At 69.2% G+C, this 24,656-nt stretch carries 6 protein-coding genes and 6 pseudogenes; 10 read left to right on the top strand and 2 right to left on the bottom strand.

Features of this window, described 5'->3' with window-relative positions:
- Positions 1–215 precede the first annotated feature (215 nt).
- The 9 genes and pseudogenes from ASC98_RS04935 to ASC98_RS31510 form a co-directional block, all read left to right on the top strand.
- Positions 216–8,141 (top strand): annotated as a pseudogene (locus tag ASC98_RS04935) (immunoglobulin-like domain-containing protein); the annotation flags it as partial.
- A gap of 124 nt (positions 8,142–8,265) precedes the next feature.
- Positions 8,266–9,264, top strand: a complete 999-nt coding sequence (locus tag ASC98_RS32290; protein ID WP_369821156.1) for an immunoglobulin-like domain-containing protein — start codon at positions 8,266–8,268, stop codon at positions 9,262–9,264.
- Positions 9,261–9,610, top strand: a pseudogene (locus tag ASC98_RS32285) (immunoglobulin-like domain-containing protein); the annotation flags it as partial. The gene ASC98_RS32290 and the pseudogene ASC98_RS32285, both read left to right, overlap by 4 nt.
- Positions 9,611–9,669: 59 nt before the next feature.
- Positions 9,670–11,855: pseudogene (locus ASC98_RS32280) on the top strand (beta strand repeat-containing protein); the annotation flags it as partial.
- A gap of 1 nt (position 11,856) precedes the next feature.
- Positions 11,857–13,359, top strand: a 1,503-nt coding sequence (locus tag ASC98_RS31515) for an immunoglobulin-like domain-containing protein (protein WP_235581176.1), incomplete at its 5' end; no start/stop codon positions are given.
- Positions 13,260–14,029 (top strand): annotated as a pseudogene (locus ASC98_RS32275) (immunoglobulin-like domain-containing protein); the annotation flags it as partial. The gene ASC98_RS31515 and the pseudogene ASC98_RS32275, both read left to right, overlap by 100 nt.
- Position 14,030: 1 nt before the next feature.
- Positions 14,031–15,075 (top strand): annotated as a pseudogene (locus tag ASC98_RS32270) (immunoglobulin-like domain-containing protein); the annotation flags it as partial.
- A gap of 1 nt (position 15,076) precedes the next feature.
- Positions 15,077–15,685 (top strand): annotated as a pseudogene (locus tag ASC98_RS32265) (immunoglobulin-like domain-containing protein); the annotation flags it as partial.
- A gap of 1 nt (position 15,686) precedes the next feature.
- Positions 15,687–19,610, top strand: a 3,924-nt coding sequence (locus ASC98_RS31510) for an S-layer family protein (protein ID WP_235581175.1), incomplete at its 5' end; no start/stop codon positions are given.
- A 113-nt stretch (positions 19,611–19,723) separates the two neighbouring features.
- On the opposite strand, the gene ASC98_RS04915 is transcribed toward ASC98_RS31510, so the two are convergent.
- Together ASC98_RS04915 and ASC98_RS04910 are read right to left on the bottom strand one after the other, a co-directional pair.
- Positions 19,724–21,637, bottom strand: a complete 1,914-nt coding sequence (locus ASC98_RS04915; RefSeq protein ID WP_056808321.1) for an EAL domain-containing protein — start codon at positions 21,635–21,637, stop codon at positions 19,724–19,726.
- Between the two features lie 22 nt (positions 21,638–21,659).
- Positions 21,660–22,331, bottom strand: a complete 672-nt coding sequence (locus tag ASC98_RS04910) for a transglutaminase-like cysteine peptidase (protein WP_056809171.1) — start codon at positions 22,329–22,331, stop codon at positions 21,660–21,662.
- 279 nt (positions 22,332–22,610) lie between these two features.
- Between ASC98_RS04910 and ASC98_RS04905 the strand changes: the two genes are divergently transcribed.
- The gene (locus ASC98_RS04905) at positions 22,611–24,458 is read left to right on the top strand and encodes a TolC family outer membrane protein (RefSeq protein WP_157597657.1); all 1,848 of its coding nucleotides are present in this window, start codon (positions 22,611–22,613) and stop codon (positions 24,456–24,458) included.
- The last annotated feature ends 198 nt before the right edge of the window (positions 24,459–24,656 follow it).

The following is a 24,656-nucleotide window of genomic DNA, read 5'->3' as shown; positions in this document are numbered from 1 at the left end:
TCCCTTCCGGCAGGTCGAAAACCCGATCAGCCGGGAGTTTCGAACACGTCCGAAACCCTTTGAGCCGGGCCAAACCGATCTCGCTTATTGCCCCACGAAGGGCCGGTTTCGGTGATTCAGGTCACGAACCACGGCAGTAGGTTTGTACATAAGCGCTGGGTTTCTGGATATCCTGACTGGTAAGTTCTGGCCAGTTTTGTGTCCGAGGAAATCCCATGCCCACCATCGTCCAAACCCAACACGGCAAGGTGTCTGCACTGTGGGGTGCAGCCCTGATCCGCACGCCCGACGGCCACGTCCGTGCGCTGCAGATCGGCGACGTGGTGAACAGGGGCGATGTGGTGCTGACGACGCAGGACGGCATCGTGCGGCTGGAAGACCTCGACGCGCCGACGATGGCCGCGGCACCGAAGGTTCCCGCGCCGGCCGACACCGACATCGATCGGGTGATCGCCGAGTTGAACCAGCCCGATGCACTGACGGCCCCGGCGGCCGGCCTGACCGGCGGTGGCGGTGGCGGCCTGACCCCGGGCCTGCGCGTCGACCGCATCGCTGAAGACATCACGCCGGCCTCGCTCGAACTCGCCGACACCGCCGCGCCGGCGCCCGCAACGACCCCGATCGTGCCCACCACGCCGACCGGCGACGGCGTTGCCGCCACCCCGGCCCAGGCCCCGGCCCCGACCCCGGCCGGCCCGCCGCCGGCGCCACAGAACACCGCACCGTCGGCCATCGCCGGCAATGCCAGCGGCCTCGAAGACAGCACGCTGCCGCTGCCGCTGCGTGGCAGCGATGCCGACGGCAACGTGGTCTCGGTCACGATCGTCTCGATCCCGGCCGGCGCCAGCCTGCTGCTGGCCGACGGCGTCACCGTCGTCACCGCCGGCCAGACGCTGAGCGCCGCCGATGCCGCCGGGCTGCTGTTCAAGCCGGCCGCCGATTTCAACGGCAATGCCGGCGTCAGCTTCACCGTCACCGACAACAGCGGCGCCGTCTCGGCGCCGGCCAGCGTCGCGATCTCGGTCACGCCGGTCAACGACCTGCCGGTTGCCACCAGCGTCCCGGCCGGTTCGGGCCTCGAAGACACCGCGATCGCCGTCCACCTGGGCGGCAGCGACATCGACGGCAGCGTGACCAGCGTCACCGTCACCACGCTGCCGCAGCACGGCACGCTGTACCTGCCCGACGGCACGACCCCGGTCAGCGCCGGCACGCCCATTTCGGCGGCAGACGCGGCCAACCTGGTGTTCCGCCCGGATCCGAACTACCACGGCTCGACCGACATCGGCTTCACCGTCACCGACAACGAAGGCGGCACCTCGGCGCCGGTCAGCGTGCCGGTCACGGTGACGCCCGAAGGCACGACCATCACCCTGACCGCGTCGGCGGCCACGGTGACCGAAGGCGGCAGCCTCAGCTACACCGCGACGCTGAACAACCCGGTCGCCGGCAGCCCGCTGGTGATCACGCTGAGCAATGGCAGCACCATCACGATCCCGGTCGGGCAGACCAGCGGCAGCAGCGCCCCAGTACCGGTGCGCGCCGACGACGCCTATGCGCAAGGTCCGCAGACGGTCGCCGTCAGCGTCACCCAGGCGAGCGGCGGCGACTTCGCGTCGCTCGACCCGAACGCAAGCACCAGCAGCACGGTGGTCGACGACGCCGATGCCACCAGCCTCACGCTGAGCCCGTCGGCCACCACGCTGGCCGAAGGCGGCAGCATCGTCTACACCGCGACGCTGAACAACCCGGTGACCGGCTCGCCGCTGGTCATCACGCTGGACAACGGCCAGACCATCACGATCCCGGTCGGCCAGAGCAGCGCCAGCAGCGCGCCCTTCGTGGTGCGCGGCGACGACGCCTACGCGCAAGGCACGCAGACGCTGACGGTGGGCGTCGCGTCCACCAGCGGCGGCAACTTCGAAGGCCTCGCGCCTGCGGCCCCGGTCAGCACCAGCGTCACGGACAACGGCAGCCACAGCACCGTGGTGCTGAGCGCGTCGGCGGCCAGCGTCACCGAAGGCGGCAGCATCGTCTACACCGCCACCGTCAGCAGCCCGGTCAGCGGCACGCCGCTGGTGCTGACGTTGGACAACGGCCAGACCATCACGATCCCGGTCGGCCAGAGCAGCGCCAGCAGCGCACCATTCGCGGTGCGCGCCGACGACGTGCTGGCCCAAGGCCCGCAGACCGTCACGGCCACCATCGCCGGCAGCAGCGGCGGCGGCTACGAGTCGCTGACGCCGGTCGGCAGCCCGTCGACCTCGGTCACCGACGATGCCGACGCCACCACCGTCTCGCTGAGCGCGACGCCAGCGGTGGCCGAAGGCGGCAGCATCGTCTACACCGCCACCCTCGGCGCACCGGCCGCCACCGACGTGACGGTCACGCTGTCGAACGGCGCCACCATCACCATCGCCGCCGGCGCCAGCAGCGGCTCGGTCGCGCACGCAGCGCCGGCCGACAGCGTCTATGCCGACGCCGGCAGCGTCTCGGCGACGATCAACGGCGCCACCGGCGGCGGCTTCGAGCAGCTGACGGTCAACCCGGCCGCGGCCACCACCGCCGTGTCCGACACGGTCGACACCACCACCGTCACGCTGACGGCCTCGCCGTCGGTGGTCGAGGGCGGCAGCATCGTCTACACCGCCAGCCTCGGCGCACCGGCGCTGACGCCGGTCACCGTGACGCTGTCGAATGGCGACGTGATCACGATCGCCGCCGGCGCCAGCAGCGGCTCGGTCGCGCACGCCACCGGCGCCGACGACGTCTACACCAACGCCAACACCGTCTCCACGACGATCAGCAGCGCCAGCGGCGGCCAGTTCGAGAACCTCGCGCTGAACCCGGCGCCGGCCACGACCAGCGTCGCCGATTCGATCGACACCACCACCGTCAGCATCACCGGCAGCAACACCGTCAACGAGGGCGCGGCCGCGAGCTACACGCTGTCGCTGACCAGCCCGGCGCAGACCGCCGTCACCGTGACGCTGAGCTACAGCGGCACCGCCGCCGACGGCAGCGACTTCACCGGCGTCACCACGGTGACGATCCCCGCCGGCAGCAGCAGCGCGACCTTCAGCGTCGCCGCGCTGACCGACGGCACGGCCGAGGGGCCGGAGCAGTTCACCGTCAGCATCGCCGGCGCCACCGGCGGCAACTTCGAGAACCTGGCGATCAGCGCCGGCAGCGGCAGCGTGAACACCGGCATTGTCGACGCCGACACCGCGACGCTGAGCCTGTCCGCCACGCCCGCGCTGACGGAAGCCGGCGGCAGCATCGTCTACACCGCGACGCTGAGCCAGGCGCCCACCACCGACCTGAGCGTCACGCTGAGCAACGGCGCGGTCATCACCGTGCAGGCCGGCCACCTGAGTGGCAGCACCAGCGTCGCGCTGCCGGCCAGCGACGACGTCTACGTCGACCCGGGCAGCGTCAGCGCGAGCATCCAGGGCGCCACCGGCGGCGGCATCCCGATCACCATCGACGCAACGCCGGCCGTCACCGCCGTCAACGACAGCATCGACACGACCACCGTGTCGCTCGCGGCCACGCCCAACGCGACCGAAGGCGGCAGCATCACCTACACCGCGACGCTGACCGCCGCGGCCCAGGGCCCCGTCACGGTCAACCTGTCCAACGGCGACGTGATCACCATCGCCGCCGGTGCCACCACCGGCAGCGTGAGCCATGCCGCGCCCGCGAACGACGTGTACACCGGCAGCAGCACGGTGTCGGTGTCCATCGCCAACGCCAGCGGCGGCAACTTCGAGCAGCTGGCCGTCGACCCGACGGCCGCTCAGACCCTCGTCACCGACAGCGTCGACACCACCACCGTCCGGCTGGTCGCATCGGCCAGCGCGGTCGAGGGCGGCAACATCACCTACACCGCGCAACTCACCGCGGTGGCGCAGGCCGACGTGACCGTCACGCTGTCGAACGGCGCCACGATCACCATCCTGGCCGGCGCACAAAGCGGCTCGGTGAGCCACCCGGCCCCGGCCGACGACGTCTACACCGACGCCGGCACCGTCAGCGCCACCATCACCGGCGCGACCGGTGGCAAGTTCGAGAACCTGGCGATCGATTCGACGCCGGCGCAGACCGCCATCGGCGACAGCATCGATGCCACCACGCTGACGCTGTCGGCGCCGGCCAGCGCCGTCGAAGGCGGCAGCATCACCTACACCGCGACGCTCGGCGCGGCAGCGCAGACGCCGGTCAGCCTCAGGCTGTCGAACGGCGCGACGATCACCATCGCCGCCGGTGCCACCACCGGCAGCGTCAGCATCGCCGCCCCGGCCGACGACGCCTATGCCGGCCACGCGCCGGTCTCGGCCTCGATCACCGGCGCCACCGGCGGCAACTTCGAACAGCTGGACGTCGACACGACGCCGCGTTCGACCAGCATCACCGACAGCGCCGACACCACCACGCTGAGCCTGTCGGCCAGCGGCAGCGTGACCGAAGGCGGCAGCATCACCTACACCGCGACGCTGACGCAGGCGGCGCAGACGCCGCTCACCGTCAACCTGTCGAACGGCGACGTCATCACCATCGCCGCCGGCGCCACCACCGGCAGCGTCACCCACGCCGCACCGGCCAACGACGTCTACCTGAGCGGCGGCACCATCAGCGCGACCATCGCGAACGCGAGCGGCGGCAACTTCGAGAACCTCAGCGTCGACCCGACGGCGGCCAGCACCACGCTGACCGACAGCGTCGACGCGACGACGGTCGTGCTGGCGGCCACGCCGTCGGTGGTCGAGGGCGGCAGCATCGTCTACACCGCGACGCTCGGCGCCGTGGCGCAGGCACCGGTGCTGGTGACGCTGTCGAACGGGGACACCATCACCATCGCCGCCGGCCAGTTCAGCGGCTCGGTCTCGCACGCGACCGCGGCGAACGACGTCTATGTCAACGGCGGCACGGTCTCGACCACCATCGCCAGCGCCGTCGGCGGCAACTTCGAGCAGCTGGCGCCCAGCGCCGCCGCCGCGACGACGACGGTCACCGATTCGGTCGACACGACGACGCTGAGCATCACGGGCAGCGGCAGCGTCACCGAAGGCGCGAGCGCCGGCTACACGCTGTCGCTGACCAGCCCGGCGCAAGGCCCGGTCACCGTCACGCTGAGCTACAGCGGCACGGCTGCCGACGGCAGCGACTACACCGGCATCGCCACCGTCACCATTCCCGCCGGCAGCAGCAGCGCGACCTTCAGCATCCCGACGCTGGACGACGCCGTGGCCGAAGGCAGCGAGCACTTCACCGTCAGCGTGGCCTCGGCCACCGGGGGCGGGTTCGAGAGCCTGGTCGTCAGCGCCGCCAACGGCAGCGTCACCACCGGCATCGTCGACAACGACAGCGCGACGCTGAGCCTGTCGGCCACGTCCGGCCTCACCGAGGCCGGCGGCAACATCGTCTACACCGCCACGCTGACCCAGGCGCCGGTGAGCGACTTGAGCGTGACGCTGTCGAACGGCGCGGTCATCACGATCGCGGCCGGTCAGCTGAGCGGCACCGCCACGGTGGCCGTGGCGCCCGGCGACGACGTCTACGTCGACCCGACCAGCGTCAGCGCCACCATCCAGGGCACGAGCGGCGGCGGCATCCTGCTGAGCATCGACCCGACGGCGGCCGTCACCGCCATCGCCGACACCGTCGACACGACGACGGTCACGCTGAAGGCCTCGGCAACCAGCGTCGCCGAAGGCGGCAGCATCGTCTACACGGCCAGCGTCGACCACCCGGTGACCGGCTCGCCGCTGGTGCTGGTGCTGTCGAACGGCCAGAGCATCACCATCGCCGTCGGCCAGAGCAGTGGCAACAGCGCGCCGTTCGCGGTGCGCCCGGACGACGCCTATGCGCAGGGCGACCAGCCGCTGAACGTCGGCATCGTGTCGCACAGCGGTGCCAATTACGAGAACCTGGCCACCGGCAGCACGGTGGCGACCACCGTCACCGACAACGCCAGCACGACCACCGTGACGCTGAGTGCGTCGACGGCATCGGTGGCCGAAGGCGGCAGCATCGTCTACACCGCGTCGGTGAACCAGCCGGTGTCCGGCCAGGACTTCGTCGTCACGCTCAGCAACGGCCAGACCATCACGATCCCGGTCGGCCAGAGCAGCGCCGACAGCGCGCCCTTCGCGGTGCGCGGCGACGATGCCTATGCCCAGGGCACGCAGGCGCTGAACGTCGGCGTCAGCGCGACCAGCGGCGGCAACTACGAGGCCGTGGCGCACACGTCGACGGTCAGCACCGCCGTCACCGACGACGGCGACCTGACGACCGTCACGCTGAAGGCGTCGTCGGCCACGGTGGCCGAGGGCACTGGCGTCAACTACACCGCGACGCTCGACCATGCCGTCACCGGCACCGACTTCGTGATCACGCTGAGCAACGGCCAGACGATCACCATCCCGGTCGGCCAGTCGAGTGCCAGCAGCCCGGCCGTCGTGCTGCGTGCCGACGACGTCGACGCGCAGGGTTCGCAATCGGTGGTGGTCGGGGTCACCGGCACGGCCGGCGGCAATTTCGAGGCGCTGAACACCGCCAGTACGGCCAGCACCACCGTCACCGACGACGCCGATGCGACGACGGTGACGCTGAAGGCGTCGAGCAGCTCCGTGTCCGAAGGCGGCAGCATCGTCTACACCGCCGAGCTGGACCATGCGGTGAGCGGACAGGACCTGGTGCTGACGCTGACCAACGGCCAGAGCATCACGATCGCGGTCGGCCAGACCAGCGGCAGCACGGCACCGTTCGCGGTGCGCGCGGACGATGCCTATGCGCAGGGCACGCAGACGCTGAACGTCGGCGTCAGCTCGCACACCGGCGGCAATTTCGAGGCGCTGGACACCGGCAGCACGGTCGGCACCGACGTCACCGACAACGGCACGCAGACGGTCGCCACGGTGACGGCTTCGGCCGGCGCGGTGGCCGAAGGCACGGCGGTCAGCTACACCGTCACGCTGAACCAGGCGGTGACCGGCTCTGATTTCAGCGTCACGCTGAGCAATGGCCAGAGCGTGACCATCCCGGTCGGCCAGAGCTCGGCCAGCACCGCGGCCCTCGTGCTGCGCGGTGACGACGCGCATGTGCAAGGGACGCAGACGGTGTCGGTGGGCATCACCGGCACCAGCGGCGGCAATTTCGAGGCGGTGAACGGCAGCTCGACGGCCCAGGTGGACGTGAGCGACGACGCCGACGTGACGACGGTGTCGCTCAGCGGCGCGGGCAGCGTCGCCGAAGGCGCGAGCGCCGGCTACACGCTGACGCTGGACCATGTCGCCGCCACGCCGGTGACCGTGACGCTGAGCTACAGCGGCGTCGCCGCCGACGGCAGCGACTACACCGGCGTCGCGACGGTGACGATCCCGGCCGGCAGCAGCAGCGCCGGCTTCAACCTGGCGACCATCGACGACGCACTGGCCGAGGGCACCGAGAGCTTCACCGTGACGGTGACCGGTGCGAGCGGCGGCGGCTTCGAGAGCCTGGCCGTGGGCAGCGCGAACAGCGTCACCACCGCCATTGTCGACAACGACGTGGCCAGCGTGAGCCTGAGCGCCACGCCGGGCCTGACCGAGGCCGGCGGCAGCATCACCTACACCGCGACGCTGACGCAGGCGCCGGTGAGCGACATGACAGTGACCCTGTCGAACGGCGCGAGCATCACGATCCAGGCCGGGCATCTGAGCGGTACCACGCAGGTGGCGATGGCCGCGAGCGACGACGTGTATGTCGACCCGACCAGCGTGTCGGCGACGATCCAGGGCACGAGCGGCGGCGGCATCCTGCTGTCGATCGACCCGACACCGGCCGTCACGGCCATCGCCGATACCGTCGACACCACGACTGTCACGCTGAGTGCTTCGACCAACTCGGTCTCCGAAGGCGGCAGCATCGTCTACACGGCCAACGTCGACCACCCGGTCACCGGCTCGCCGCTGGTGCTGACGCTCAGCAACGGCCAGACCATCACCATCGCCGCCGGCCAATCCAGCGGCACCAGCGCGGCATTCGCCGTGCGCGCCGATGACGCCTACGCCCAGGGCGACCAGACTGTCTCGGTCGGCATCAGCTCGCACAGTGGTGGCAACTACGAGGCGCTGACGACCACCGGCGCCGTCGATACCACCGTCACCGACAACGCCAGTGCGACCACCGTCACGCTCACACCGTCGGCCACGTCCGTGGTCGAAGGTGGCAGCATCAGCTACACCGCCAGCGTCAACAACCCGGTCACCGKCGGCCACGTCCGTGGTCGAAGGTGGCAGCATCAGCTACACCGCCAGCGTCAACAACCCGGTCACCGGTTCGCCTTTCGTCGTCACGCTGTCCAACGGCCAGGTCATCACAATCCCGGTTGGTCAATCCAGCGCGAGCAGCACGGTCACCGCCGTGCGCGCTGACGACGTCTACGCTCAAGGGAACCAGACTGTCTCGGTCGGCATCAGCGGCACAACCGGCGGCAACTACGAAGCCGTCACCACGACGAGCACGGCCAGCACCACGGTCACCGACGATGGCGATGCGAGCGTCGTCACACTGAGCGCCTCGACCAACTCGGTCTCCGAAGGCGGCAGCATCGTCTACACGGCCAACGTCGACCACCCGGTCACCGGCTCCCCGCTGGTACTGACGCTCAGCAACGGCCAGACCATCACCATCGCTGCTGGCCAATCCAGCGGCACCAGCGCGGCATTCGCCGTGCGCGCCGATGACGCTTACGCCCAGGGTGACCAGACTATCTCGGTCGGCATCAGCTCGCACAGCGGTGGCAATTACGAGGCGCTGACAACCACGTCGACCGTGGCCACGACGGTCACCGACAACGCCAGCGCGACCACTGTCACGCTGACTCCGTCCGCCGCATCCGTCGCCGAGGGCGGCAGCATCAGCTACACCGCCAGCGTCAACAACCCGGTCACCGGCGCGCCTTTCGTCGTCACGCTGTCCAACGGCCAGGTCATCACGATCCCGGTGGGCTCCAGCTCTGCCTCCAGCGCCGCGACGGCAGTCCGCGCCGACGACGTCTACGCTCAAGGGAACCAGACCGTCTCCGTCGGCATCACCAATACCGCAGGTGGCAACTTCGAGGCTGTCACCACGACGAGCACGGCCAGCACCACGGTCACCGACGACGGCGACGCCAGCGTCGTCACGCTGAGCGCCTCGGCCAACTCGGTCTCCGAAGGCGGCAGCATCGTCTACACGGCCAACTCACCGACGACGGCGACGCCAGCGTCGTCACGCTGAGCGCCTCGGCCAACTCGGTCTCCGAAGGCGGCAGCATCGTCTACACGGCCAACGTCGACCACGCGGTCACCGGCTCGCCGCTGGTACTGACCCTCAGCAACGGCCAGACCATCACTATCGCCGCTGGCCAGTCCAGCGGCACCAGCGCGGCCTTCGCCGTGCGCGCCGATGACGCGTACACCCAAGGCGACCAGGCCGTCTCGGTCGGCATCAGCTCGCACAGCGGCGGCAACTACGAGGCGCTGACGACCACCAGCACCGTCAACACCACCGTCACCGACAACGCCAGCGCGACCACTGTCACGCTCACGCCCTCGGCCACGTCCGTCGCCGAAGGCGGCAGCATNCCTGCACCCCGAGACCTTCGTCGGCATCAGCTCGCACAGCGGTGGCAACTACGAGGCGTTGACGACCACCAGCACCGTCAACACCACCGTCACCGACAACGCCAGCGCGACCACTGTCACGCTCACGCCCTCGGCCACGTCCGTCGCCGAAGGCGGCAGCATCAGCTACACCGCCAGCGTCAACAACCCGGTCACCGGCGCGCCCTTCGTCGTCACGCTGTCCAACGGACAGACGATCACGATCCCGGTGGGCTCCAGTTCGGCGACCAGCGCCGCGACGGCAGTCCGTGCCGACGACTTCGACGCCCAAGGGAATCAAACCGTCTCCGTCGGCATCACCAATACCGCGGGTGGCAACTTCGAGGCTGTCACCACCACCAGCACCGCTAGCATCACCGTCACTGACGATGGCGACGCCAGCGTCGTCACGCTGAGCGCCTCGGCCAACTCGGTCTCCGAAGGCGGCAGCATCGTCTACACGGCTAACGTCGACCACGTCGTCACCGGCTCCCCGCTGGTACTGACCCTCAGCAACGGCCAGACCATCGCCATCGCTGCTGGCCAATCCAGCGGCACCAGCGCGGCATTCGCCGTGCGCGCCGATGACGCGTACACCCAAGGCGATCAGACCGTCTCGGTCGGCATCAGCTCGCACAGCGGTGGCAACTACGAGGCGCTGACGACCACGTCGACCGTGTCCACGACGGTCACCGACAACGCCAGCGCGACCACCGTCACGCTCACGCCCTCGGCCACGTCCGTCGCCGAAGGCGGCAGCATCAGCTACACCGCCAGCGTCAACAACCCGGTCACCGGTTCGCCTTTCGTCGTCACGCTGTCCAACGGCCAGGGCAGCATCAGCTACACCGCCAGCGTCAACAACCCGGTCACCGGTTCGCCTTTCGTCGTCACGCTGTCCAACGGCCAGGTCATCACGATCCCGGTCGGTCAGTCCAGTGCAAGCAGCGCGGCCACTGCCGTGCGCGCAGACGACGTCTACGCCCAAGGGAACGAGACCGTCTCGGTCGGCATCAGCGGCACAACCGGCGGCAACTTCGAGGCTGTCACCACGACGAGCACCGCCAGCACCACCGTCACCGACGACGGCGATGCGAGCGTCGTCACGCTGAGCGCTTCGGCCAGCTCGGTCTCCGAAGGCGGCAGCATCGTCTACACGGCCAACATCGACCACGTGGTCACGGGCTCGCCGCTGGTGCTCACCTTGAGCAACGGCCAGACCATCACCATCGCTGCTGGCCAATCCAGCGGCACTAGCGCGGCATTCGCCGTGCGCGCCGATGACGCCTACGCCCAGGGCGACCAGACCGTCTCGGTCGGCATCAGCTCGCACAGCGGTGGCAACTACGAGGCGTTGACGACCACCAGCACCGTCAACACCACCGTCACCGACAACGCCAGCGCGACCACCGTCACGCTTACACCGTCGGCCACGTCCGTCGCCGAAGGCGGCAGCATCAGCTACACCGCCAGCGTCAACAACGCGACCACCGTCACGCTTACACCGTCGGCCACGTCCGTCGCCGAAGGCGGCAGCATCAGCTACACCGCCAGCGTCAACAACCCGGTCACCGGTTCGCCCTTCGTGGTCACGCTGTCCAACGGGCAGACGATCACGATTCCGGTCGGTCAGTCCAGCGCGAGCAGCGCGGCCACTGCCGTGCGCGCCGACGACGTCTACGCCCAAGGAAACCAGACCGTCTCAGTCGGCATCAGCAGCACCTCCGGCGGCAACTTCGAAGCCGTCACAACGACGAGCACCGCCGGCACCACCGTCACCGATGACAGCGATGCGAGCGTCGTCACGCTGAGCGCCTCGACCAACTCGGTCTCCGAAGGCGGCAGCATCGTCTACACGGCCAATGTCGACCACGTGGTCACCGGCTCGCCGCTGGTGCTGACGCTCAGCAACGGCCAGACCATCACTATCGCCGCTGGCCAGTCCAGCGGCACCAGCGCAGCCTTCGCCGTGCGCGCCGATGACGCCTACGCCCAGGGCGACCAGACTGTCTCGGTCGGCATCAGCTCGCATAGCGGCGGCAACTACGAAGCGCTGACGACCACGTCGACCGTGTCCACGACGGTCACCGACAACGCCAGCGCGACCACCGTCACGCTTACACCGTCGGCCACGTCCGTCGCCGAAGGCGGCAGCATCAGCTACACCGCCAGCGTCAACAACCCGGTCACCGGTTCGCCTTTCGTCGTCACGCTGTCCAACGGCCANGCCACGTCCGTCGCCGAAGGCGGCAGCATCAGCTACACCGCCAGCGTCAACAACCCGGTCACCGGTTCGCCTTTCGTCGTCACGCTGTCCAACGGCCAAACGATCACGATTCCGGTCGGTCAGTCCAGCGCGAGCAGCGCGGCCACCGCCGTGCGCGCTGACGACTTCTACGCTCAAGGGAACCAGACCGTCTCGGTCGGCATCAGCAACACCTCAGGTGGCAACTACGAAGCCGTCACCACGACCAGCACGGCCAGCACCACCGTCACCGACGACGGCGACGCCAGCGTCGTCACCCTGACCGCTTCGGCGGCCTCCGTCTCCGAAGGCGGCAGCATCGTCTACACGGCCAACGTCGACCACGTCGTCACCGGCTCGCCGCTGGTGCTGACGCTCGGCAACGGCCAGACCATCACTATCGCCGCCGGCCAGTCCAGCGGCACCAGCGCGGCCTTCGCCGTGCGCGCAGACGACGCCTACACCCAGGGCGACCAGACCGTCTCGGTCGGCATCAGCTCGCACAGCGGTGGCAACTACGAGGCGCTGACGACCACCAGCACCGTCAACACCACCGTCACCGACAACGCCAGCGCGACCACTGTCACGCTGACTCCGTCCGCCGCATCCGTCGCCGAGGGCGGCAGCATCAGCTACACCGCCACCGTCAACAACCCGGTCACCGGTTCGCCTTTCGTCGTCACGCTGTCCAACGGCCAGACGATCACGATCCCGGTCGGTCAGTCCAGCGCGAGCAGCGCGGCTACCGCCGTGCGTGCTGACGACTTCTACGCCCAGGGCAACCAAACCGTCTCCGTCGGCATCACCAATACCGCGGGTGGCAACTTCGAGGCTGTCACCACGACGAGTACCGCCAGCACCACCGTCACCGACGACGGCGATGCGAGCGTCGTCACGCTGAGCGCCTCGGCCAACTCGGTCTCCGAAGGTGGCAGCATCGTCTACACGGCCAACGTCGACCACGCCGTCACCGGCTCCCCGCTGGTGCTGACGCTCAGCAACGGCCAGACCATCACTATCGCCGCTGGCCAGTCCAGCGGCACCAGCGCGGCCTTCGCCGTGCGCGCAGACGACGCTTACACCCAGGGCGACCAGACCGTCTCGGTCGGCATCAGCTCGCACAGTGGTGGCAACTACGAGGCGTTGACGACCACCGGCGCCGTCGATACCACCGTCACCGACAACGCCAGTGCGACCACCGTCACGCTCACACCGTCGGCCACGTCCGTGGTCGAAGGTGGCAGCATCAGCTACACCGCCAGCGTCAACAACCCGGTCACCGGTTCATCACGATCCCGGTCGGTCAGTCCAGCGCGAGCAGCGCGGCCACCGCGGTGCGCGCTGACGACTTCTACGCCCAAGGGAACCAGACCGTCTCGGTCGGCATCAGCGGCACAATCGGTGGCAACTACGAAGCCGTCACCACGACCAGCACCGCAAGCACCACCGTCACCGACGACGGCGACGCCAGCGTCGTCACGCTGAGCGCTTCGACCAACTCGGTCTCCGAAGGCGGCAGCATCGTCTACACGGCCAACGTCGACCACGTGGTCACCGGCTCGCCGCTGGTGCTGACGCTCAGCAACGGCCAGACCATCACTATCGCCGCAGGGCAGTCCAGCGGCACCAGCGCGGCCTTCGCCGTGCGCGCCGATGACGCCTACGCCCAGGGCGACCAAACTGTCTCGGTCGGCATCAGCTCGCATAGCGGCGGCAACTACGAAGCGCTGACCACCACCAGCACCGTCAACACCACCGTCACCGACAACGCCAGCGCGACCACCGTCACGCTGACTCCTTCCGCCGCATCCGTCGCCGAGGGCGGCAGCATCAGCTACACCGCCAGCGTCAACAACCCGGTCACCGGCGCGCCCTTCGTCGTCACGCTGTCCAACGGCCAGACGATCACGATCCCGGTCGGTCAATCCAGCGCGAGCAGCGCGGCCACTGCGGTGCGCGCTGACGACTTCTACGCCCAAGGGAACCAGACCGTCTCGGTCGGCATCAGCAGCACAACTGGCGGCAACTACGAGGCTGTCACCGCCACGAGCACGGCCAGCACCACGGTCACCGACGACGGCGACGCCAGCGTCGTCACGCTGAGCGCCTCGGCCAACTCGGTCTCCGAAGGCGGCAGCATCGTCTACACGGCCAANACGAGCACGGCCAGCACCACGGTCACCGACGACGGCGACGCCAGCGTCGTCACGCTGAGCGCCTCGGCCAACTCGGTCTCCGAAGGCGGCAGCATCGTCTACACGGCCAACGTCGACCACGTCGTCACCGGCTCCCCGCTGGTACTGACCCTCAGCAACGGCCAGACCATCACCATCGCCGCCGGCCAAACCAGCGGCACCAGCGCGGCCTTCGCCGTGCGCGCCGATGACGCGTACACCCAGGGCGACCAGACTGTCTCGGTCGGCATCAGCTCGCACAGCGGTGGCAACTACGAGGCGTTGACCACCACCTCGACCGTGTCCACGACGGTCACCGACAACGCCAGCGCAACCACGGTCACGCTCACACCGTCGGCCACGTCCGTGGTCGAAGGCGGCAGCATCAGCTACACCGCCAGCGTCAACAACCCGGTCACCGGTTCGCCCTTCGTGGTCACGCTGTCCAACGGCCAGACGATCACGATCCCGGTCGGTCAGTCCAGCGCGAGCAGCGCGGCTACCGCGGTGCGCGCTGACGACGTCTACGCTCAAGGGAACCAGACTGTCTCGGTCGGCATCAGCGGCACAACTGGCGGCAACTACGAGGCCGTCACCGCCACGAGCACGGCCAGCACCACTGTCACCGATGACAGCGATGCGAGCGTCGTCACCCTGACCGCTTCGGCGGCTTCCGTCTCCGAAGGCGGCAGCATCGTGTACACGGCCAACGTCGATCACGTGGTCACTGGCTCGCCGCTGGTGCTGACACTCAGCAACGGCCAGACCATCACCATCGCCGCAGGCCAGTCCAGCGGCACCAGCGCGGCCTTCGCCGTGCGCGCCGATGACGCCTACGCCCAGGGCAACCAGACCGTCTCGGTCGGCATCAGCTCGCATAGCGGCAGCAACTACGAAGCGCTGACCACCACCAGCACCGTCAACACCACCGTCACCGACAACGCCAGCGCGACCACTGTCACGCTCACGCCCTCGGCCACGTCCGTCGCCGAAGGCGGCAGCATCAGCTACACCGCCAGCGTCAACANCAACACCACCGTCACCGACAACGCCAGCGCGACCACYGTCACGCTCACGCCCTCGGCCACGTCCGTCGCCGAAGGCGGCAGCATCAGCTACACCGCCACCGTCAACAACCCGGTCACCGGTTCGCCCTTCGTCATCACACTGTCCAACGGCCAGGTCATCACGATCCCGGTCGGTCAGTCCAGCGCGAGCAGCGCGGCCACCGCGGTGCGCGCTGACGACTTCTACGCCCAAGGGAACCAGACCGTCTCGGTCGGCATCAGCGGCACAACCGGTGGCAACTACGAAGCCGTCACCACGACCAGCACCGCAAGCACCACCGTCACCGACGACGGYGACGCCAGCGTCGTCACGCTGACCGCTTCGGCSGCCTCSGTCTCCGAAGGTGGCAGCATCGTCTACACGGCCAACGTCGACCACGCCGTCACCGGCTCGCCACTGGTACTGACSCTCAGCAACGGCCAGACCATCACCATCGCCGCCGGCCAAACCAGCGGTACCAGCGCCGCCTTCAACGTGCGCGCCGACGACGCTTACGCCCAAGGCAGCCAGACCGTCACCGTCGGCATCAACGCACACAGCGGCGGCAACTACGAGGCGCTGACGACCACNCTCAGCAACGGCCAGACCATCACCATCGCCGCCGGCCAAACCAGCGGTACCAGCGCCGCCTTCAACGTGCGCGCCGACGACGCTTACGCCCAAGGCAGCCAGACCGTCACCGTCGGCATCAACGCACACAGCGGCGGCAACTACGAGGCGCTGACGACCACGTCGACCGCCTCCACGACGGTCACCGACAACGCCAGCGCGACCACCGTCACGCTCACGCCCTCGGCCACGTCCGTCGCCGAAGGCGGCAGCATCAGCTACACCGCCACCGTCAACAACCCGGTCACCGGTGCGCCCTTCGTCGTTACGCTGTCTAACGGCCAGACGATCACGATCCCGGTTGGTCAGTCCAGCGCGAGCAGCGCGGCCACTGCGGTGCGCGCTGACGACGTCTACGCCCAAGGGAACCAGACCGTCTCGGTCGGCATCAGCGGCACAACCGGTGGCAACTACGAAGCCGTCACCACGACCAGCACCGCAAGCACCACCGTCACCGACGACCTCAGCAACGGCCAGACCATCACCATCGCCGCCGGCCAAACCAGCGGTACCAGCGCCGCCTTCAACGTGCGCGCCGACGACGCTTACGCCCAAGGCAGCCAGACCGTCACCGTCGGCATCAACGCACACAGCGGCGGCAACTACGAGGCGCTGACGACCACCAGCACCGCCAGCACCACCGTCACCGACAACGCCAGCGCGACCACCGTCACGCTCAGCAGTTCGGCGAACTCCGTCGTCGAGGGCGGCAGCGTCACCTACACCGCAACGCTCGACCACGCCGTCACTGGCACACCGCTGGTGCTGAACCTGAGCAACGGCCAGACCATCACCATCCCGGTCGGCCAGTCCAGCGCCAGCGCCCTGGCCTATGTGCCACGCGCCGACGACGCCTATGCCCAGGGCACGCAGACGGTCACCGTCGGTGTGGCCTCCAGCTCGGGCGGCAACTTCGAGTCGCTGACCACCTCGTCGACCGTGGCCACCTCGGTCACCGACGACAGCGACGTGACCACCGTCAGCCTGTCGGGATCGAGCACCGTCACCGAAGGCGGCGCAGCCACCTACACGCTGACACTGAGCAACCCCTCCACCAGCGCTGTCACCGTCACGCTGAACTACACCGGCACCGCGAGCAATGGCACCGACTACACCGGCGTCGCGACCGTCACGATCCCCGCCGGTGCCAGCAGCGCCAGTTTCAGCGTCGCAACGGCTGCCGACGGCCGCGACGAACCGAACGAATCGATCGTGGTCTCCATCGGCGCCGTCAGCGGTGGCGGATTCGAGACCATCGCGCCGCATGGCACGAACAACACGCTGACCACCTCCCTGGTCGACAACGACCCGACCCCGACGCTGTCGATCAACAACGTGACCGTCAACGAAGCCGCCGGCACGGCCACCTTCACGGTGACGCTGTCGGCCGCGTCGGGCCAGGCCGTCTCGGTCAACTACGGCACGTCCAACGGCTCCGCAACGGCCGGCTCCGACTACACCGCGGCCACCGGTACGCTCACCTTCGCCGCGGGCTCGACCGTCCAGACCATCACGGTCCCGATCACCAACGACACCCTCGCCGAGGCCACCGAGACCTTCAACGTCACGCTGAGCGGCGCCACCAACGCGACCATCGCGGTGGCCACCGGCGTCGGCAGCATCATCGACAACGACCAGCCGCCGGCGATCGACCTCGATTCGAACAACTCCACCGCCACAGGCGTCGGCTACGCGACCACCTTCACCGAGAACGGCTCGGGTGTCTCGATCGCCGATTCCGACATCAAGATCACCGATGTCGACAGCGCATCGCTGGCCAGCGCCACCATCACGCTGACGAACGCCAAGAGTGGCGACGTGCTGACCGTCGGCACCCTGCCGGTGGGCATCACCGCCAACGTCGTGGGCAACGTCATCACGCTCAGCGGTGCCGCGTCGCTCGCCAGCTACGAGACGGCGATCCGCGCGATCACCTTCTCGAACACCAGCGACACGCCCGACACCACCAACCGCGTGATCACCGTCGTCGCCAACGACGGCACCAGCAACAGTGCCACCGCGACGACGACCATCAGCGTGGTCGCCGTCAACGACGCCCCGGTGGCCCACAGCGACGAGGCCAGCGTCACCGCCGCGGCCACGCTGAGCGTCACGGCAGCGAACGGCGTGATCCTGTCGGCGGCCACGCCGGCCGGCACCGACACCGACCCCGAAGGCAATGCCCTGACCGTCGCGTTCGCGGCCGCCGGCACCGGCACCCCCGCGACCGCCATCAGCGCGGCCGGCACCACCATCACCGGCACCTACGGCACGCTGACGCTGAAGAGCGACGGCAGCTACAGCTACGCGGCCAGCAACGCCAATGCGGTCGCGACCGGCACCACGGTCAACGACGTGTTCACCTACCAGGTCAAGGACCCGAGCGGCGCCACGTCGAACACCACGCTGACGGTCCACGTCGCCGGCCAGGCCGACACGCTGACCGCCGGCACGCCGACCACGACGACGATCACCAACACCCTGGGCCTGAACGGCGAGTACTACGGCTACAACGAAAACGCCGTCAACGGCAACCGTCGCCACAGCGACGACGGCAGCGTCGGCAACCTGGACCGCGTGGCCGACTTCAACACGCTGGTCAACGCGCGCAACGCGACGATGGGCGGCAGCAACGCCATCCTCGGTACCTCGACCGCGGCCGTCACCGGCACGGTCGATGCACGCTTCCTCGCGAAGACCATCGACTACGGCGGCAGCCCGGCCGTCACCAACTCGCTCGGCTCCAACGCCAATGTGGCCGCCGGCGGGTCGACCTCCGGGCTGACCGACGCCAACAGCTCGCTGTACAAGTTCCTCGACCGCACCGGCGCCGGCGGACCCGATGTCGCCTCGCTGAAGATCGAGACCGGCACCGGCGCGGGCAGTGGCGGCGGGTCCGGCCCGAGCAGCGGCCTGGGCACCACCACCGACGCAGGCATCCGCCTGACCGGCGAGGTGTACATGGCAGCCGGCAGCTACGACATCCGCGTCACCGCGGACGACGGCTTCCGCCTGAAGCTCGACGGCCACCAGGTCGCGATCTTCGACGACATCCAGTCGCCGACCACCCGCGTCTACACCGGCGTGCCGATCACCGGCGGGCTGACGGCGATGGAACTGCTCTATTGGGAGCAAGGCGGCAACTCGGTGCTGAAGATCGAGATCAAGGCCACAGGGTCGGCAGACACCAGCTACCAGACGCTGGGCACGAGCAGCTTCGCGATGTTCAGCGATGCGAATGCGCCGACGCTGTCGGACACGCAGGACATCATCCAGAGCGGCAGCCAGTACGTGATCCGCACCGGCTCCACGCTGGACGGCGGCGTCGGCAACGACACGCTGACCGGCAGCGACGCCCGCGACAAGCTGATCGGCGGCGACGGCAACGACTCGATGAACGGCGGCGCGGCCGACGACACGCTGATCGGCGGCAAGGGCAACGACCTGCTGACCGGCGGCGCCGGCCACGACGTCTTCCAGTGGAAGTTCGCCGACCAGGGCACAACCGCGGCACCGGCGCGCGACGTGATCACCGATTTCGACAACGCGAACAACTCCGGCGACGTGCTCGACCTGCGCGACCTGCTGGTCGGCGAATCGCACACGGCCAACGGCGTGACGACGGCGACCAACATCGGCACCAACAACGCGACCGCGATCACCGTCGACCATGGCAACCTGAGCAACTACCTGCACTTCTCGGTGGTGGGTGGCAACACGGTGGTCGAGGTCAGCACCAACGGGGGTTTCACCAACGGCACCTACAACGCCGGCGCGGTGAACCAGGTGATCACGATCAGCAACCTGAACCTGGTCGGTACGTTCGTGAACGACAACCAGGTGCTCGACGACCTGCTGAAGCGCGGCAAGTTGGTGGTGGACTGATGAAGCAGCTCCGTTCGCCCTGAGCCTGTCGAAGGGACGGGCTGAGCTTGTCGAAGCCCTGGCTCGATGCGAGCAGGCCCTTCGACAAGCTCAGGGCGAACGGATGTGCGCGGTCAGGCGTTCTCGCTGATCCAGGGCCCGGTGGCCCCGTCGATGCCGCAGTCCCACAAGCGCTGCGCATCGGCGGCGCTGCTGACGCCCTCGGCATACACCTGCAGCGACAGCCCGTGCAGCAGCGTCACCGTGCCGCGCACGAAGGCGGCGCGGTTCTCGTCGCTGCCGACGCCCTGCACGATGGCCGCATCGAGCTTCACGTAGTCGAGCCCGGCCTCGAACAACCGCGGGATCTTGCCCAGCCGCTCGCCGGCATGCTCGAGCCCGAGCCGGATGCCGGTCGGCCGCAGTTGCCGCCCCAGCTCCTGCAACAAACCGAAGTGCTCGACGGCCGCGCTCTCGGCCACCTCGAGCCAGATCAGCCGCGCCACCTGCGGCGCATTCCACAGCAGCGCGCGCAGCCGCGCCGAGAAGCCGCTGTCGGCCAGCGAGGACGGCGACAGGTTGACGCAGCGCGCCTTGCCGTCGCGCGCCGCATCGCGCAGCGCGAGCGCAAGCGCGCATTCGTCGATGTCGACCGTCAACCGGCTGCGGATCGCCAGCGGCAGCCAGCGCGCGGCCGGCTCGTAGGCGCCGTTCGGTTCCAGCTGCAGGCGCAGCGGGCATTCGAGATGGATCAGGTCCTTGCGCACGTTGACCAGCGGGAAGTTGACCAGGTGGGCCCGCTGCTGGCCGATCGCGTCGCGGATGCGCTGCCGCCACGCACCCTCGCCCAGCATCGCGACGCTGACCGCGCCCTCGCCGCCCAGTTCGACCGCGAACGGCCCGCGGCTCTCGGCCCGCGCCAGTGCGGCGTCGGCCTCGCTCATCACCTGCCCCATCGTCATCTCGCGGCGCAGTTCGACCGCGCCGACGCTGACCCCAGCCTCGGCGCTGAGGTTGGGCAGCACCAGGCTGAGCGCGTCGGCCAGGGCCTGGGCGGTTTCGCGCGCCATGCCGGCGACCGGCAGGCACAGCGCGAAGTCGGAGCCGTTCAGGCGGCCGATGAAGCAGCCCTTCACCCGGTCGCCATACGGCCGCAACGCCTGCGCGACGGTGGTGATCATGCGGTCGGTCTCGGCATGGCCGAGGGCGCGGTTCAGGTCGGCCAGGTCGAGCATGCGCAGCAGCACCAGCCCGCCTTCGGCCGTGCCATCTTCGCGCTGCAGCGTCACCGCCAGCTGGCCGAGGAAGTGCGCCCGGTTCGACAGGCCGGTCAGCCGGTCGCAGTTGGCCTGCTGGCGCAGACCTTCGAGCTGCTCGGCCTGCGCCTGGAACGTGATGCGCAGCCGGCCGACCATCGTGTTCATCGCCTGCGTCATGCGGCGCAACTCGGGCACGCCGGGCTCGGGCACGGTGACGAACTCGCCGCGCACCAGCGCCTGCGCCTGGTCCACCACCGAATCGAGCGGCCGGCGGATGCGCTGGATCATCAGCGTGCCGACGCCGCCGGCCAGCAGCCCGACCAGGCCCAGCGCCAGCGCCGACCACAGGCTGCTGCGCCACAACTCGTCGTGCGCATAGCCGCTCTGGCTGATCAGCTCGACGCGGCCGAGCGCGCGCCAGCCGTCGGACACCTGGGCCACGCCCGGCTCCGCGCTGATCGGCACCAGCCGGACGAACCAGCCGGGCGCCTCGCGCGGGGCGCCGGAGGTTTCGCGCTGGAAGGCGATGCTGCCATCGCTCGCGACGAAGCGGATGCGGCTGTAGTAGCCGCTGTCGAACTGAGCCGACAGCAGCAGGTTCATCAGTTCCTTGTCGCCATGCTGCTGCGAGAGCGCCAGCGCCAGGGCGGTCGCGTTGTCGGTGTTCTTCACGCCCAGCTGCGTCTGCAGGTAGCCGCGCGCCGATTCGACCGCAACGGTCACGCTGCCGGCAAAGGCAAGCAGCACCGTGCCCAGCAGCAGCAACCAGATCTGACGAATCAGCGACATGCTCTCTCCCTCTTTCGGAAACTCATTGGAACCCCTCGGCACGTGCCTTCGCAAGCACTTCGCGCCAGCGCGACAGGCGCACCGACGGGTCGCCCGCGGCCTGCGCGCCGACGCCCTGCCACAGGCCGTCGCTGTTGAAGCTGAACACGGGGGTCAGGTCCGGGCGCCGCGACGCCGGGCGCACGTCGGTGATCAGGTTGTCGAGGATCAGCGGCTCGGCGTCGGGGGCGGCGTACCAGGCGAGCACCATGTGCGCCTGCACGATGCCGCCCGGCCCGCCGATCTGCGCCCGCACGTAGACCAGCCGCAGCTTCGCGATCGGCACGCCGAGCGCGAGCAGGCTGAAGTACTTCGCGATCGCGTAGTCCTCGCAGTCGCCGGCGCCCTTGCCGAGCGTCTCGAGGGGGCTGGCCCAGTAGTCGACCTGGCCCCAGACCTCGGTGTCGTCGCGGAACAGCACGCGGCGGTTGAAGAACTCGTTGACGGTCTGCAGCTTGGCCGCTTCGTCCAGCGCCTGCGCGGCGGCCAGCACCGGCTGCAGCGCGCGCACCCCGTCGACGGCACGCGGCGAGATGCGCTGCGCGGCGGCCAGCATGCGATCGGCGTCCCACGCGCCCGACGGCAGGCCGGCGCACACGAGCGCCAGCGCAAGCATCCACGCGACGACGCCGCGGCCGGGCCGGCGGCGATACATCACGTCGGGATTCGATTCAGCGCTGTGCACGTGCATCCATGAAGTGGGGCCCGACGTAAGGATGTCGTCATGACGCGCGAGGACTTGAGGTGCAAGATCCCGGCGCACCGAAGCCCGGCAGAGTGTGAGAGCTTGTTGCAAAAACACTTCTTCGCGCACCGGTTGCGTGAAATACTTTGCCCGCCCCGGTGTCCTCTCGGCCCGCGCGGGTGAGCAGATGTAGCGCGGCCACTACACTCATCGGGTTTCACGATGGGTTCGCTCAGAGACAGGATGACGATGCAGTTGAAGACCAAGCGCTTGCTCTCCGCCGCCGCTGCCGCACTGGTGTGCGCTGGCCCTGCCCTCGCGCAGAGCAACGAGGCCCTGAAGGCGGCTGCCCAGAAGGCCATCGCGTCCAACCCCGACGTCACCGGCCGGTTCAATGCCTACCGCGCTGCATCCGATGCGATCGACGCCTCGCGCGGCGGTTTCTACCCCCGGCTCGACCTGAGTGCCAACGTCGGCCGCGACCGCGACAGCATCGATTCGCGCACGCCCGAGAGCCAGTCGATCAGCCGCAGCGGCGCGGCGCTGACGCTGACGCAGCTGCTGTGGGACGGGCTGGCCACCAGCAGGGACGTGGGTCGCCTCGGCCACGAGCGGCTGGCCCGCTACTTCGAGGTGGTCGACGTCACCGAGCAGACCGCGCTCGAGGCCGCGCGCGCCTACTACGACGTGCTGCGCTACCGCCGGCTGGTGACGCTGGCCGAAGACAACTTCGTGCAGCACCGCGGCGCGTTCAACCAGATCAACTCGCGGGTGCGCGCCGGTGTCGGCCGTGGGGTCGACCTCGAACAGGCGGCGGCGCGCCTGGCGCTGGCCGAATCCAACCTGTCGACCGAGGTGTCGAACCTGCACGACGTGTCGGCCCGCTACCAGCGCGTGGTCGGCGAGGCGCCGCCGGCGTCGTTGCCGCTGCCCACGCCGCTGCGCGCGGCGATTCCTGCCAGCGCGAACGATGCAGCCGCCGAGGCGATCCGTCGCAGCCCGACCATCAGCGCCACCGTCGAATCGCTGCGCTCGGCGCGTTCGGCGGTCGGCGTGCGCGAAAGTGCCTACCAGCCGAAGGTCGAGGCCCGTGTGCGGGCCGGTGCCGGCCGCAACTTCGACGGCGTGCAGGACCAGCGCCGCGACAGCACCGCCGAGATCGTGCTGAACTGGAACCTCTTCAACGGCGGCTCCGACCAGGCGCGCGTGCGCCAGCAGACCAAGCTGCTGACGCAGGCCGAGGACCTGCGCGACAAGGCTTGCCGCGACGTGCGCCAGACGGTGGCGATCGCCTACAACGACACCCGCAAGCTGAGCGACCAGCTGAGCTACCTCGACCGCAACACGATCGCGATCGAGAAGGCGCGCGACGCCTACCGGCAGCAGTTCGACATCGGCCAGCGCAGCCTGCTCGATCTGTTGAACGCCGAGAACGAGCTGTACACCGCCCGGCGCTCGTATGCGAATGCCGAATACGACCTGGGCATTGCCTATCTGCGCACGCAGGCGTCGATGAACCAGCTGAGCGCGCAGCTCGGGCTGGCGCGCGACCAGGCCGCGCCCGAGGCACCGGACGACGCGAGCGGCTGGGCGGTCGACGGCGACGCGCCGACGCGCTGTCCGGCCGACGCCATCGTGTCGCCGCCGATCGATTTCGAAGCCTTGTCGCGGCGCGCGGCCAGCGGCACCGGCCCGGCCACGCCGATCGCGGCAGGCGTCTCGACGCTGCCCGCCGCCGTGGTGGCACCGGCAGCTGTGGCTGCGGGCGGCAGCCCGCTGACGCGCCTGAACGGCTGGGCGGCGGCCTGGGAAGCCAAGGACCTGCCGCGCTACCTGGGCTTCTACGCGCCCGGTTTCACGCCGGCGCAAGGCTCGGTGGCCGCATGGAAGGCACGCCGCCAGGCGATGCTGACGAAGAGCGGCTCGATCAGCGTGAAGCTCGACAGCATCGACGCGAAGGCGGTGAGCCCCACGGTCACGCAGACCCGCTTCAAGCAGAGCTACAGCTCGAACGGCTATGCCGACGTCACGGCCAAGTCGTTGACCTGGCAGCTGATCGATGGGCAGTGGTTCATCATCAAAGAGAGCAACCTCTAGGCTGTTTTGTCGCGGTTCGGTCGCGCGTCGCGGCGGGTGGGGGATGGGCTGGGGGCTCATGCCGGGGCGGTCGGCCTGGCGGCCGACTCCACGAAGAAGCTCGGCTTTGGGGATGCGCCGGCAAACTCCCTCCGCTCACTGCGTTCGCTGTGGTCAAACAGTGCCGGCGAGTCAGTCCACGAAGCGCGCTGGCGCGCG

Source organism: Rhizobacter sp. Root1238, from assembly GCF_001425825.1.
In the GTDB taxonomy this organism is placed as follows: Bacteria; Pseudomonadota; Gammaproteobacteria; order Burkholderiales; family Burkholderiaceae_C; genus Rhizobacter.
Note: the sequence above shows the minus strand (reverse complement) of the source record. Positions and strands in the feature narration are given on the sequence as shown.

Coding starts and splice junctions, on each gene's coding strand:
- ASC98_RS04915 (WP_056808321.1), bottom strand. CDS start 21,637: ATGTCGCTGATTCGTCAGATCTGGTTGCTGCTGCTGGGCACGGTGCTG.
- ASC98_RS04910 (WP_056809171.1), bottom strand. CDS start 22,331: ATGTATCGCCGCCGGCCCGGCCGCGGCGTCGTCGCGTGGATGCTTGCG.
- ASC98_RS04905 (WP_157597657.1), top strand. CDS start 22,611: ATGCAGTTGAAGACCAAGCGCTTGCTCTCCGCCGCCGCTGCCGCACTG.